Source organism: Tolumonas osonensis, from assembly GCF_014202415.1.
Taxonomy (GTDB): Bacteria; Pseudomonadota; Gammaproteobacteria; order Enterobacterales; family Aeromonadaceae; genus Tolumonas; species Tolumonas osonensis.
The window spans coordinates 193299-206492 of record NZ_JACHGR010000003.1 but is presented as its reverse complement, the minus strand read 5'-3'; the positions used below and the strand labels follow the sequence as shown (position 1 = coordinate 206492).

The 13194-nt window shown below is 46.0% G+C and carries 14 protein-coding genes; 11 read left to right on the top strand and 3 right to left on the bottom strand.

Annotation, left to right across the window (positions count from 1 at the left end; all coding sequences use genetic code 11):
* Window positions 1-49 precede the first annotated feature (49 nt).
* Window positions 50-2599 carry a penicillin-binding protein 1A gene (locus HNR75_RS05405; protein WP_188025986.1) on the top strand — a complete coding sequence of 850 codons (2550 nt, stop codon included), beginning with the start codon at window positions 50-52 and terminating at the stop codon, window positions 2597-2599.
* A 181-nt stretch (window positions 2600-2780) separates the two neighbouring features.
* A complete protein-coding gene (hfq, locus tag HNR75_RS05400; RefSeq protein WP_188025985.1) occupies window positions 2781-3134 on the top strand; it encodes an RNA chaperone Hfq in 354 nt (117 codons plus the stop codon).
* 67 nt (window positions 3135-3201) lie between these two features.
* On the opposite strand, the gene HNR75_RS05395 is transcribed toward hfq, so the two are convergent.
* Window positions 3202-3831 carry an HAD family hydrolase gene (locus HNR75_RS05395; protein ID WP_188025984.1) on the bottom strand — a complete coding sequence of 210 codons (630 nt, stop codon included), beginning with the start codon at window positions 3829-3831 and terminating at the stop codon, window positions 3202-3204.
* A 20-nt stretch (window positions 3832-3851) separates the two neighbouring features.
* Complete coding sequence (gene dapA / locus HNR75_RS05390) at window positions 3852-4724, bottom strand: 4-hydroxy-tetrahydrodipicolinate synthase (RefSeq protein ID WP_188025983.1); 873 nt, start codon at window positions 4722-4724, stop codon at window positions 3852-3854.
* A gap of 523 nt (window positions 4725-5247) precedes the next feature.
* On the opposite strand from dapA, the gene aroK reads away from it, so the two are divergent.
* The 9 genes from aroK to HNR75_RS05345 all read left to right on the top strand — a co-directional run bounded on the left by aroK (window position 5248) and on the right by HNR75_RS05345 (window position 12627).
* Window positions 5248-5766: a shikimate kinase AroK gene (gene aroK, locus HNR75_RS05385; protein WP_188025982.1), complete on the top strand. Its 519-nt coding sequence runs from the start codon at window positions 5248-5250 to the stop codon at window positions 5764-5766.
* 26 nt (window positions 5767-5792) lie between these two features.
* A complete protein-coding gene (gene aroB / locus HNR75_RS05380) occupies window positions 5793-6869 on the top strand; it encodes a 3-dehydroquinate synthase (protein ID WP_188025981.1) in 1077 nt (358 codons plus the stop codon).
* Between the two features lie 2 nt (window positions 6870-6871).
* The gene (locus HNR75_RS05375) at window positions 6872-8419 is read left to right on the top strand and encodes an SPOR domain-containing protein (protein WP_343043251.1); all 1548 of its coding nucleotides are present in this window, start codon (window positions 6872-6874) and stop codon (window positions 8417-8419) included.
* A gap of 96 nt (window positions 8420-8515) precedes the next feature.
* Complete coding sequence (locus HNR75_RS05370) at window positions 8516-9355, top strand: Dam family site-specific DNA-(adenine-N6)-methyltransferase (protein ID WP_188025979.1); 840 nt, start codon at window positions 8516-8518, stop codon at window positions 9353-9355.
* A gap of 18 nt (window positions 9356-9373) precedes the next feature.
* Window positions 9374-10048, top strand: coding sequence for a ribulose-phosphate 3-epimerase (gene rpe, locus HNR75_RS05365; RefSeq protein ID WP_188025978.1), 675 nt, complete (start codon window positions 9374-9376; stop codon window positions 10046-10048).
* Complete coding sequence (locus tag HNR75_RS05360; protein WP_188025977.1) at window positions 10041-10733, top strand: phosphoglycolate phosphatase; 693 nt, start codon at window positions 10041-10043, stop codon at window positions 10731-10733. The genes rpe and HNR75_RS05360 overlap by 8 nt, the downstream gene beginning before the upstream one ends.
* Window position 10734: 1 nt before the next feature.
* Window positions 10735-11739: a tryptophan--tRNA ligase gene (trpS, locus tag HNR75_RS05355; RefSeq protein ID WP_188025976.1), complete on the top strand. Its 1005-nt coding sequence runs from the start codon at window positions 10735-10737 to the stop codon at window positions 11737-11739.
* Between the two features lie 65 nt (window positions 11740-11804).
* Window positions 11805-12029 carry a hypothetical protein gene (locus HNR75_RS05350; protein WP_188025975.1) on the top strand — a complete coding sequence of 75 codons (225 nt, stop codon included), beginning with the start codon at window positions 11805-11807 and terminating at the stop codon, window positions 12027-12029.
* 97 nt (window positions 12030-12126) lie between these two features.
* A complete protein-coding gene (locus tag HNR75_RS05345; RefSeq protein WP_188025974.1) occupies window positions 12127-12627 on the top strand; it encodes a hypothetical protein in 501 nt (166 codons plus the stop codon).
* 62 nt (window positions 12628-12689) lie between these two features.
* Here the strand turns inward: HNR75_RS05345 and HNR75_RS05340 are convergent, their stop codons facing one another.
* Window positions 12690-13088: a cytochrome b562 gene (locus tag HNR75_RS05340; RefSeq protein ID WP_188025973.1), complete on the bottom strand. Its 399-nt coding sequence runs from the start codon at window positions 13086-13088 to the stop codon at window positions 12690-12692.
* Between the last annotated feature and the right edge of the window lie 106 nt (window positions 13089-13194).

Genomic DNA, 13194 nt, shown 5'->3' with positions numbered 1-13194 from the left:
ACACTATATACTGCACGCCCATTGGGTCTTAATGGTGGATACTCAGGTTATGTTTAAATGGTTAAAGCGATTATTATGGCTGCTGATCCTGTTGTTCTCAATTGGTATCGCTGCTGTTGCCGCCTTTTATTTTCATCTGGAACAAGGTCTGCCTGATGTATCAACGTTAAAAGATACGACTTGGGAAACACCGCTCAGAGTGTACAGCGCTGATGGTGAGTTAATGTCGGAGTTCGGTGATGTAAGACGAATTCCTCTGCAGTTGGACCAGATCCCGCAACGGATGCAGCAGGCCTTTCTGGCAATTGAAGATTCTCGTTTTTATGAGCATCCGGGTATCGATCTGATAGGGATCGCCCGGGCTGGTTTCGTCTGGGCTGTTTCGGGTCAGATGCGCCAGGGTGCCAGCACGATAACGCAACAGGTTGCTCGTAACTTTTTCCTGAGTAGGGAAAAAACGCTTTCACGAAAAATTAAAGAAGTTTTTTTAGCTTGGCGTATCGAGAGAGAATTAACTAAAGGCGAAATCCTGGAACTTTATCTGAATAAAATTCCTTTGGGGTATCGTTCTTACGGGGTTGGCGCTGCCGCTCAGGTGTATTACGGTAAAACCGTTGACCAACTGACATTGGGTGAGATCGCCGTGATTGCCGGTTTACCCAAAGCGCCATCCATGCTGAACCCTATTCGTTCACCGCAACGAGCTTTAGCGCGCCGAAATCTTGTTTTATCCAGAATGTTACAGCTTGGTATGATTGATGAGAGCGAATATCAGCAAGCTGTCAAAGAGCCAATCATCACCCGCTATCACGGCACGAATGTCGGGTTAGATGCGCCTTATCTGGCTGAAATGGTCAGAAAGTTCATGCTGAATACTTATGGAGAAGAGTCTTACAGTAAAGGCTACCATGTCTATACCACAATAAGCTCAGCCCAGCAGCAGGCGGCGCATTCTGCGGTGTTTAAAGGGTTGCTTGATTATGACATTCGCCATGGATACAGAGGAGCAGAAAAACACCTTTGGACAAAAGGTTCCGGTTGGGATCATGAGCAGATTAATAACTATCTTGCAGATCTGCCGAGCTATGAACCCTTTGAACCAGCCATTGTGACAGCTGTACACAACAAAGATGTGGCGATTGTTATTAAGGGTGGACTGGATGCATCCATTTCCTGGGATGGTCTGAAATGGGCCCGTCCATTTATCAGTGATGACAGACAAGGTGTGGCTCCCCGCAAGGCGGCGGATGTTTTGCAAGCCGGTGATTTGATCTGGGTATGGCAGGATGAGAATAGTGATCTGCTCCGCTTGGCCCAGATTCCTGATGCCAATGCGGCATTTGTGGCCTTAAATCCTAAAAACGGTGCGATTCAGGCTCTGGTTGGTGGTTTCAGCTTTGAGATCAGTAAATTCAACCGGGTTGAACAAGCTCGCAGACAAATTGGTTCGAATATTAAGCCATTTATATATTCATCTGCACTGGCCAACGGGTTTACTCTGGCTTCTATTATCAATGATGCGCCGATTACTCAGTGGGATGGCGGTACATCAGGCTGGAGCCCGAAAAACTCACCGCCACAATATGATGGTCCAATTTCTTTGCGGGAAGCGCTGGCGCGTTCTAAAAACGTTGTGACTGTCCGGCTGTTACGCAGTGTTGGTATTGATAATGTTTTAAATTATCTGCGTCTGTTCGGTTTTCCGGATAGCAGTCTGCAACGCAATGAATCGATTTCTTTAGGTACTGCAGAATTTACACCGCTGGAACTGGTTACCGGTTATGCAGCTTTCGCAAATGGCGGTTTTAAAGTCACCCCTTATTTTATCGATCGTATTGAAGATGCATCGGGTAAAGTGATTTATGAAGCAGCCCCTCCTATAGCCTGTGCCGGGTGTGGTCAACTGGCGGAAGCGGGTTTAGACAGCGCCAGTTCCTATGCTGATGAATTAGGTGATTGGCTCAGCCAGTGCCCTATCGATCCTGTTACTTCGGGTCAACAAGCCCCTCGTATTATAAGTGGCGCTAATGCGTTTCTGGTAACGGAAGCATTGCATTCCGCTATTTATGGCGGTGCAGATCGGGGACTCGGCAGATGGATGGGGACCGGCTGGCGTGCTGCGAAGGAACTTAAACGCAACGATTTAGCTGGTAAAACCGGTACAACAAATGAAGCCAAAGATGCCTGGTTTAGTGGTTTTACGCCTAATGTGGTTGCTACCGCCTGGGTCGGTTTTGATGACCATCGCAGAGCATTGGGCCGAAGTATCGCTGGTAATGAATATGGTGCCAGCGCTGCCCAACCGATCTGGATTGATTACATGAAGGTCGCACTGAAAGGGGTACCGGACCGGGCTTTCCCTCAACCGGATGATGTAGTCACCGTGCAGGTTAACAATTACTCAGGTTTAGCTATGAACGGCTCTGCGCCGGGTAGCCGGCAGGAGTTTTTTGAGAAAGGCACAGAGCCCACGGCTGTTAGTCAGCAGGAAAGTGTGTTGTTTGATGATGGCGATGTAAATACGCCATCATCACCAACACAAACACCGACTTCGCCATCCGCACCCGTCGGGGATACCGGTACAGACGATATTTTCTAAAAATCAGAATCCGCCCGAATGCCTGTTTTTCTGGCGGGTTATGTATGAAATAGCATTAGAAAATATAAGATTACAGTATGGGTACAGAACTCTACACTATAAAATAGTGCATTTATTGTTTACGGTACTAATCTACGGTATAAGCTAGAAGATATAACGTATTGCTTGAAGAGAGATAACAATGACAAGCGAAAATCAGAACTATACCAGTCTTGAACAGGCGTTTTCGCTTGGGAATGGTCAGGACTCCGCGCTGAACTGGCTGCGTAAAAGTCACACAAATGTTGCTATTTTTCTGGTCAGTGGCATTAAATTGGAAGGTGTGATCAGTGGCTTTGATCAATACAGCGTTCTTCTGACCGATGCGCATAATAACCAGCAGATGATCTATAAAGCCAAGATTTCGACAATTGCCCCGCTAGGAAGCCGGGTGGGTGGAAATACCTTCCAGCGCAGACGTCCGCCACGTTATCAGAACGAGAACCAGGACAATTCCGGCCAGTCCTCTTCAGACGGAAATTCAGATTCAGTGTAATCGGCGGAACCGGGGATGCTGTATTTGGTATTGGCATCCCTGGTAAAGACTGGGCTTTTTGTACAAATCAAGCAAGAGTATCTGCAGCAGCGGATGTAAAAGTGCTCCAGTCAGGTTTCCCTTCCCGAATCAGTACACAATCCATTTGTGCTTCTTGTGCGGCTTGAATGCCAATTTCCGTATCTTCAAATACCAGACAACGGGATGGTTTGACGCTGATTTTGGCTGCGGATAATAAAAAGGTATCCGGATTCGGCTTATGATGAACAACGTCATCCGCGGCTGTGATTGCGCGGAAATAAGGACGCAGCCCGCTGTTGGAAAGAACAATTTCTGCATTAGTGCGGATTGATCCGGTCCCAATAGCCAAAGGCCGGTGAGGGAACAGCGTCATGACAAGTTCCTTCATTGCCGGAAATGCAATAGCATCAGCGATAACCTGTTGATAATAATCCGATTTTGTTTTTGTTACAGCGTCGAGATTCAGGTCAAGATTTTGGGTTTCAGATACGATTTTAGCGATTTTCCTGCTGGGAACACCGCCCAGGTTATAAAACCAGGCCGCATCGTAATGAAAGTTATATAAAGCCGCTGCATGTTTCCAACCAGCCAGATGCAACGGCATTGAATCAACCAGGGTGCCATCCAGATCAAAAACAAACCCATCATATTTCTGCAGTAAATCTTCGATTTGCATGGCAGAGTTCCCTTAATCTGTTAAATGAGGCCGAGTTGTTCCATTACCTGACGGATGCGTTGTTTGGTTGCATCACTCAATGGCATGATTGGAAGACGGCACTCTTCGGTACATAATCCCAGCAAGGAAGCCGCATATTTTGCGCCGGCCGGGCTTGGTTCAGCAAACATGGCCTGGTGCAGAGGAATCAGTTTATCCTGCAGGTCACGGGCTTCTTCCCATTTGCCGGCTGCTGTCAGGTTTTGTACCTCAGCAACCAGTTTCGGCGCCACGTTTGCTGTGACAGAAATACAGCCAGTACCGCCGCTGATATTGTAGGCAACCGCTGTCGCATCTTCGCCGGATAACCAGATGAATGGTTTTTTGATTAACTGACGCTCAGCCCATGGACGGGCGAGATCGCCGGTCGCATCTTTTACACCGATAATCCGAGGTAATTCTGCCAAGCGAGCCATGGTTGCCGGTTGAATATCAACAATGGCACGGGCTGGGATATTATACAAAATGACCGGAATAGCGGTTTGATCATGCAACAGTTTGAAATGCTGATATAAACCTTCCTGGTTTGGTCGGTTATAGTAGCCTGCGACATGTAAGGTCGCATCGGCACCCGCACGTTCAGCCACTTTGGAATATTCGATTGCTTCGATCGGATTGTTTGAACCGGCACCGGCAATGACGGGTACTCGTCCGGCGGCCTGCTGTACTACGATCTCAATAACACGGCAATGTTCATCATGAGTCAGTGTCGGGCTTTCACCGGTGGTACCAACAGGTACAATCCCATGTGTGCCTTGCTCAATATGCCAGTCAACCATATGACGTAATGCTGTTTCATCCAGCTGACCATCCCGGAACGGGGTGATCAAGGCCACAATAGAACCGTGGATCATACAAACTCCTTGCGATCTTTAATCTCAACAATCTCAACAAAAAACCCCGATTCGCTGTAGCGTAACCGGGGTTTTAAAAGTGGGTAGCGACAAGCTGGTTACGCGAAAACGTACGCACCCGGTTTTGAGGTACGTTTATACGGTTTTCGAACGATGAACCATTTGCTCATGACGCTGATCATCAGAATGACAATAATAAAGACATAGTTCTGTATTGGGACATAAAAGTCAAGCAGTCATGCTGGAATAGATGATTTAATAGTGCATAAATATGTTAAATTTGAGATAAATAATGCATTGCTAATTGTCGTTTAGCAGTGTTCTTCTACGAAATGTTAACGGTTTTATATTTATTCAAGTAAAATACACCTTGAACATCATGCTGCCCCCTGTAGTTTGGTTGCTATAAATCGGGGGGTACTGCATAATTCCCCGTCCAGTTTCTAGCGTAAGGTACTGTTCTCTTGGTTCCCGTTAAATGTAACGGGCATTCGTTATTTGGGTAAAAAAATAGACAGACAAAATGGCTGAAAAACGCAATATTTTTCTGATTGGCCCTATGGGGGCAGGTAAAAGCACCATCGGCAAGTATTTGTCGGAAATGTTGCATATGGATCTCTATGACTCGGATCAGGAGATAGAACGTCGCACCGGCGCAGATATAGCGTGGGTTTTTGATGTTGAAGGCGAAGAAGGTTTCCGTAAACGGGAAGAACAGGTAATTAGTGACCTGAGTGAATTGCAGGGTATTGTTCTTGCGACCGGTGGCGGTGCTATCAAGAGTTCTTTGACCAGAAACCGGCTGTCAGCTCGGGGTATAGTTGTTTATCTGGAAACTCCGATTGAAAAACAACTAGCCAGAACGCAACGTGATAAACGCCGTCCGTTGTTGCAAACTGAAGAACCTCCGCGTGAAGTGCTGATGCGTCTGGCTGAAGAACGCGAGCCTCTGTATCGTGAAATTGCAGATTATATCGTCCGTACTGATGAATTGACTGCCAAACAGGTTGCAACACAGATTGTTGAGCAATTAGGGCTCTAAACCAAAAGATATTAATGGAGGCAGTAGTGGAGACGTTGACAGTAAATTTGGCCGAACGTAGTTATCCAATATATGTTGGTGCCGGTCTGCTGACATCTTCGGCATTGTTTGCTCCGCATATTGCCGGGCAACGAGTCATGATAGTGACTAATGAGACTATTGCTCCATTATATCTGGATGTGCTTTGCAATACGTTGGCTGGTTATCAGGTTGATACATTGATTCTGCCAGATGGTGAAGTGCATAAAACACTCGCTTCATTTGAACTGATTATGTCAGCTTTACTGAAAGGAACGCATGGTCGTGATACGACTCTGATTGCCTTGGGTGGTGGCGTGATTGGTGATCTGGTCGGTTTTGCTGCTGCTTGCTATCAACGGGGTGTGCCGTTTATTCAGGTGCCAACGACGCTGTTATCTCAGGTCGATTCATCTGTGGGTGGCAAAACGGCAGTTAACCATCCTCTCGGTAAGAACATGATCGGGGCGTTTTATCAGCCCAAAGCCGTTATCATTGATATTGATTGCCTGCGTACATTACCGTCGCGGGAGCTTGCAGCCGGTATGGCTGAAGTGATCAAGTATGGCGTCATCTGGGATGCTGATTTCTTCAGTTGGCTGGAGCAGCATATGGACGAGATCCACGCTTTGTCGTCTGATGCATTATCTAAAATTATTCTTCGCTGTTGCGCCATCAAAGCTGATGTCGTCGCTCAGGATGAAACAGAAAATGGTGTCAGAGCATTGCTGAATCTTGGTCATACCTTCGGTCATGCTATTGAGGCCGAACAAGGGTATGGTAACTGGCTGCATGGTGAAGCTGTTGCTGCCGGTACTGTCCAGGCTGCTGAAACATCACTGCGTTTAGGCTTGCTGTCTGAAGCAGACGTTTTGCGGATAAAAGCATTGCTGAAAGCGGCAAACCTTCCTGTTACTGCTCCTGCAGATATGACATACGATGATTATATTCATCACATGTTGCGCGATAAAAAAGCGAAGGCCGGAAAATTGCGACTGGTACTGCCTCTGGCTATTGGTCGTGCGGATTTATTTACTGATGTGGAGCAGACCGTGCTTCGTTCAGTTATTGATGCGACACACTGAATGTGACATCAATCGAATATTTATTACTACCGACTCAAACCCAATCGGTGTTTCGTTTAAAACAGCTGATTGGGTTTTCTTCTTCATTTATCTTTTTATCTGGTTCTCAAGGTTCCGGGCGGACTTCTGTCGTTCAGCTGCTGATGAATGAACTGGAAACCAGTTGCGATGTTAGTTATGTCTCATTAACTCCGGAAATGGAACTTTCCGGTGTCAGAGAGCATATTGAATTACAATTGGTTCCGGGCGCTGGAGTTGATCCTGACGAGCCTCTTGATGAGGCCTTGATCAGGCTTATTCCGGATCTGTCTGTTCCCCGGTTACTTGTTATTGATAATGCAGACTGTCAGTCACCTGAGTGGTTGCTTGAGCTATGGCAATGGCTTGCTTATGTTGACGAATTGTATCCACTCCACAAAATTAGTGTCTTACTGATCGCAGGCAGTGAATTTTCCGGGCATCTGGCGCAACATCTGAAAGGCAGAGATCAGAAGGCTCTGGAAATTAAAGTTGAACCGCTGACTCTCAGGGAACAAAAAATACTGTTGGTGAACTGCCTTCAGGACGGAGATGTCTCCGCAGCACAGGGTAAAGTGGCCCTGGCTCGTCTGGCTCATAGCCAGGGAACGCCTGGTGAGGTAGTTGCAATTGCGGAGGCTGTTATGGATAAAAAGTCATTATCTTCATTCGGAATAAATGATTTACCGGTTAATAAAGTCGTAGCTGCGGTAGCTGTTCTGGCAGGTATTGTTTTGTTGCTCAGCTGGATGATTCCCTCTCAGTCAGAAAAAGAACCTGTCAATCAACCGGAGCGTCAGGCTGTAGCGTTGGCTCCGGCAACGTCAGCCGCAGATGGTGTTGTTCCTGTTTCCGGAGCTTTACCGGCCGCAGTTGTTCAGGATGGGATTGTTTCCGGTGCCGTAACAACGGGTATTGATGCGGAACAGCCGGCCGATGATGGTGACAAACGTCGGGTCGTGATCAGTGATCAGGTTGTAAATCAGATGACAGCCAATCAACCGATCACGGGCGTTGTGGCTGAGGAAAATCCGGCGCAAGCCCCTCAGGCATCTTCTGCCGTGACATCACTGGATCAGCTGCAACCCGTTGTGAACGATATTAAAACCAAAAGTTCATCAGCAGTACAAAACGAACCGGCAAACACTCAAATAGCCCCGGCAAAAAAAACAGTTCAGCCTAAGCCGAAAACAACCGCCGAACGGAAAAAAGTAAAAACGACGGCCACTGTAGCTAAAAAGACAACGCAGCCTAAACGTAAAACAACGGTTGCGCCAGCGGGCAGTTATGCTTTGCAACTGGCTGCGAGTGGCAACCCTGCTGCACTCAGACAGCTGGCAGCCAGCAACGGTGTACAGGCAAAAACACAAATCTATAAAAATCAATCCAATGGTATGTATGTTCTGGTTTATGGACAATACAGTTCGGCGACGGCAGCTAAAGCCGCTGTGACCGGATTACCGGCAGCATTACAAAGTTCGAAACCATGGCCTAAGTCTTATGCTCAGATCAATAAAGAGCAAAGTAAATAATCAGAGCAGAAGCTGAATGACGCGAAAATATAACTCTATATTCTGCTTTAGTTTTATACGGACACAGCATGTTCCTGCATGGAGCTTTGCTGTGTCATGAAAAAACAGCGGGCTTTTTTAAAATGGGCTGGTGGAAAATACGGCCTGATCGAGTCGATCGCACAATATTTGCCGCAAGGTAAGGTATTGGTTGAGCCTTTTGTCGGTGCGGGATCTGTATTTCTGAATACGGATTATGAGGCTTACCTGCTTGCTGATATCAATCCGGATTTGATCGCACTGTATAATTTGCTGAAGTCTGAACCTGATGCTTTTATTCGTGTAGCCAAAAGCTTATTTAATGAAAAAAATAATCAGCGTGAGCGTTACTTTCAGCTGCGAGATGAATTTAACAGTACAACCGAGACACAGTGGCGGGCAGCCTTGTTTCTGTATCTGAACCGGCATGGTTATAACGGTTTGTGCCGCTATAACCGGAAAGGCGGGTTTAATGTGCCTTTTGGCCGTTATAAGAAGCCCTATTTCCCTGAGTCAGAGTTATGGTTTTTTGCCGAAAAAGCGCAAAAAGCAACGTTTGTCTGTCAGCCTTTTATGGAAACGTTTGCCATGCTGGAGCAGGATCATGTGGTTTATTGTGATCCGCCATATGTGCCATTATCAGCAAGCGCCAGCTTTACCAGCTATGCGGCCAAGGGGTTCAGTGAAAATGAACAGCGTCACCTGGCGGAACTGGCCTGGCAGGCAGCTTCAGAAAAACGGATTCCGGTATTGATCAGTAATCATGCCACTGATCTGACATACGACTTGTATAAACATGCTTCGTTGCATGAGTTACAGGTAAAACGAACCATTAGCCGGGCAGGACATTCCCGGCAGCGGGTTGCTGAATTAATTGCCCGTTATGAACCACACCGACTGGCCAGAAAGGCTGGATAACCTTAAAGACCAATGAATATGAAACCATATCTGATTGCTCCTTCAATTCTTTCTGCAGACTTTGCCCGTTTAGGTGAAGATGTTGCCAATGTGCTGGCAGCGGGTGCTGATGTTGTTCATTTTGACGTGATGGATAACCATTATGTTCCGAATCTGACAATAGGTCCGATGGTATGTAAGGCATTACGGAATTATGGTGTTACAGCACCAATTGACGTTCATTTGATGGTCAAGCCTGTGGATCGCATTATTCCGGATTTTGCCAAAGCAGGGGCATCCATCATTACTTTTCATCCGGAAGCTTCTGACCACATCGATCGTACTTTGCAACTGATCAAGGATCATGGGTGCCAGGCTGGTCTGGTACTGAATCCGGCGACGTCATTACATTATCTGGATCATGTCATGGATAAACTGGATATTATTCTGCTGATGTCAGTTAACCCAGGGTTCGGTGGTCAGAGCTTTATCCCGGCTACACTGGATAAATTACGTCAGGTGCGTCAGCGTATCCAGGAAAGTGGACGGGATATCCGTCTGGAAGTCGATGGCGGTGTGAAAGCGGATAATATCCGTCAGATTGCTGAAGCCGGTGCGGATATGTTTGTTGCGGGTTCTGCGATTTTTGATCAGCCTGATTATGCTGCAGTTATTGCTCAGCTGCGCCAGGAATTGGACTCTGCAAATGTCTGATTTAAAAGATATAAAAGTTATTCTGTTTGATCTTGATGGCACGTTGATTGACAGCGTGCCACAACTGTATCTGGCAGTTCAGGCCGCATTAAAAGACAATCAATTACCGGCTGTTACTATTGAACAGGTCAGGGAGTGGATTGGTAATGGTGCTGATATTCTGCTGAAACGGGCAATGTCGCGCCAGTATCACTTCAATGAAGTGGATGAAGTATTGTTCCGGCAGGTAAAGGCTGATTTTGATCAACATTACCAGACGGGTATTGATAAGGATTACTCCCTTTACCCTGCGGTTCCGGAAACGCTATCTGTACTCGGTCAGGCGGGTTACACGATGGCGGTGGTAACCAATAAGCCCGATGAGTTTGTGCAACCGTTGTTGCAGTCAGCCGGAATAGCTCACTTCTTTGCCTATACCTTAGGGGGCGGATGTTTACCGGTTAAAAAACCGGATCCGATGCCGCTGCATTATTTATGTGAAAAATTTCGTGTAACACCTGCCGAGACGCTGATGGTTGGTGATTCTAAAAATGATATTCAGGCTGCTCGCGCGGCAGGTATGCCTGTTGTTGGTTTAAGTTATGGGTATAACCATGGTGAACCAATAGAAGCCAGTCAGCCAGACTGGGTGTTACATCGCTTTGATGAATTAGCGTCGTTGCTTAGCGCTGAAGTAAGGAATTGAAATGGCAAAACCAATCGTATTGAGCGGAGCTCAGCCTTCAGGACAGTTGACCATTGGTAACTACATGGGTGCACTGCGTCAATGGGTTCAGATGCAGGATGATTATGATTGTCTGTATTGTATAGTGGATTTACATGCCATTACTGTACGTCAGGATCCACAGGTTTTACGTAAAGCTTGTCTGGATACCGCAGCTTTATACCTGGCGGTTGGGATTGACCCGGCAAAAAGCACTGTATTTATGCAGTCGCATGTGCCGCAGCATGCCGAATTAGGCTGGATATTAAATTGCTATACTCAAATGGGTGAATTATCCCGTATGACGCAGTTTAAAGATAAATCACAACGTTATGAAAATAATGTCAGCGTAGGTTTATTTGATTATCCGGTATTAATGGCGGCTGATATTTTGTTATATCAGGCGAATCAGGTTCCGGTTGGTCAGGATCAAAAACAGCATCTTGAATTAACCCGTGATATCGCATACCGTTTTAATTCCATTTACGGCAATGTATTTACTACGCCTGAACCATTTATTCCGCCTCAGGGTGCGAAAGTAATGAGCCTGCAGGATCCGACGAAGAAAATGTCGAAATCGGATGATAATCAGAACAATGTGATTGGTTTATTGGAAGATCCTAAATCTATTACCAAGAAACTGAAAAAAGCAGTCACTGATTCCGAAGATCCGCCAGTTGTCCGGTTTGATATTGAAAATAAGGCTGGGGTCAGTAACTTGCTGAGCCTGATGCATGGTGCGACCGGCCGGTCTATTGCCGAACTGGAAGCACACTTTGAAGGAAAGATGTACGGTCATTTGAAAACCGAGGCTGCAGAGGCTGTTGTTGCACTGCTGGAACCTATTCAGCAGCGTTATCAGGAGTTCCGTTCTGATGAGCCGGCTTTGCTGGCGATTCTGCAGCAGGGTGCTGAAAAAGCGCAGGTGCGGGCGGATGAAACAATGCGTCGAGTATTTGATGCAATTGGTTTTGTAAGTAAACGTTAATTATTCCGGCCGGATTATTAAAATATATAGTCCGGCTTCATTATATAACTACTTTAAGACAATATATGGTATCTAAAAAACAAGAAGATATAACCGAACCGCAGGATCTGGAATCAAAAGATATGTGGTTACGAAGATTTCGTATGGCGAAAACACAGCAGACGTTAACATTGATGGTTGAAAGAGCGATAGATCAATATCATCAAAAACCTTCTGTGCTTGGAGCAATATATTTAGCTGAATGCCAGAGAGAACGAGAGTTAGAAACTGGTATGTTGTTGAATCGCTAATAGTAATTGTCCAAATAAAACTAGCCAAATAATGTACCTTGTTAGACAATACCTTCGTTTCTGGCAGCAACAGATAATGGTTAATTAGGGTATATTTATGAACAAAACGCTTGGTTGTATTGGTGTCTCCATGGTTCTGCTGTTAGCAGGTTGTTCAGGTTCCAGTGGGGTATCCGAGCAATATCGCTATACACCGCCGACGGCTGTACCTGTACAAACCAGTACTGAAGTTAATGTCCCATATGATTTATTGTGGGGACGCGCTCAACGCTGGCTGGCTGAGAAAGGCTTTGAAGGTCAGGGTGAAGTCACGGGCGGAGTATTGTCAGCTTCTCAGGAAAGTTATGTTGACGGCTTAAAATATCTGGATTGTGGTAAGGGCGGTTCCCGCGTCAGTATCGAACAACCAGCCGTTAAGATTAATCTCATGATCACGCAGAATGCCGATAAATCTGTTGCGTCTATTAATCTGAAAGGCACAACTACCGTTTCTTATCTTGAAGGTAATGGCGAAAAAGTCGCAGCGCCTTCTGTTACCCCGGTTTGTGTTTCTAACGGACAACTGGAAACGGATTTCCTGAGTTATATTAATCGATAATATCCGTCTCTGTCAGATATAAAAGCCGTTGTAAAACAACGGCTTTTTTGGTTTTATCAAGATTATACTCCAAGCTTTGAGTGATATTCTTTCATGAGTTCTTTCAGTTTGGCTGCTTCAGCTTTTGCTTCTGGCACTTTACCTTCATCAGCCAGTTTGCTGACAACATCTACCTGATTAATCAGTTTCTGTATCCCTTCTGCGTAAATTTTACGCTCAGTGCTGTCTGCAGGCTGTTTTTTCATTTTATCTGGTATACCTGACTGCGCCTCAACCGCTGCGGCACGGAATGTGGCCAAATCTTTTTTCAGACTGGCCGCATCGTCGGCATTCATGACCAGACGATAACTTTTGCTCATATCTTTCATGGCATCTTCGACATCAACCGCGGCAAATGCCGGCGCAATCAATACCGCGGAGGTCAGCAATACAGATGACAGTAACGTTAGACTTTTTTTCATCTCGGATTCCTTGGAAACAGTATCGGCTATCGGACACAGACTAATACCGGAAGATTAAATGAACGTTAAAAAGTTGTTCAGCAAGTATAGACCGTCTAAGGTGATA